Source organism: Deinococcus rhizophilus (assembly GCF_030271215.1).
GTDB classification, from domain to species: Bacteria; Deinococcota; Deinococci; order Deinococcales; family Deinococcaceae; genus Deinococcus; species Deinococcus rhizophilus.
The window spans coordinates 1-741 of record NZ_JASNGB010000358.1 but is presented as its reverse complement, the minus strand read 5'-3'; the positions used below and the strand labels follow the sequence as shown (position 1 = coordinate 741).

Here is a 741-nt window from a genome sequence, read left to right as displayed (position 1 = left end):
CTCCCAGCCTACTCCTCAAGCCCCCTTTGCCGTCATAGAAAAAAACGCGGTCCAACCGCACCGCAAAAGGCAGTGGTGCATCGCGCAGCTGACGGCGAAATTCCTCTGCGATATGGAGCAGGTTCTGGACGTCTACGCTCGGCCCTACGACGAGCAGTTCCCGGTGTTGTGCTTTGACGAGCAACCCTGCTTCCTGATCGGTGACGTCATGGCCCCGGTTCCATCGGAACCGGGGCGGGTCGCCAAAGAGGACTACGAGTACCAGCGCTTCGGGAGCGGTGCGGTGCTGCTGGCTGTTGAGCCACGGACGGGTCGACGGTTTGTCAAGGTCTGTGCGAGGCGCACGGCCGAGGAGTACACCGCCTTTATGCAGGACCTGGAGCAAGCCTATCCAGCAGCCGTCCAGATCACCCTGGTACAGGACAATCTCAACACCCATCACGGTGGCAGCTTCTACAAGTTCATGTCACCACAGGCGGCCCACCGCTTGGTGGGCCGCTTCGAGTGGGTGTACACGCCCAAACATGCCTCGTGGTTGAACATGGCGGAGCTGGAATTCAGTGCCCTTCAGCGGCAGTGCTTGAACCGGCGTATTCCGGTGCTGGAACGGCTTCGGTCAGAAGTCGAGACCTGGGTGGCAGCGCGTGAACGCGCTGGCGTCACCCTGAACTGGCAATTCTCCACCCAGGTCGCCCGGCGGACACTAGGACGGCACTATGAAGCCATTCGTATTAAGAGCCT

General features: G+C 60.7%; 1 protein-coding gene. It reads left to right on the top strand.

Going from position 1 to position 741, the window contains the following annotated elements; all coding sequences use genetic code 11:
• Positions 1-741, top strand: a 741-nt coding sequence (locus tag QOL99_RS17325; protein ID WP_285525652.1) for an IS630 family transposase, incomplete at both ends; no start/stop codon positions are given.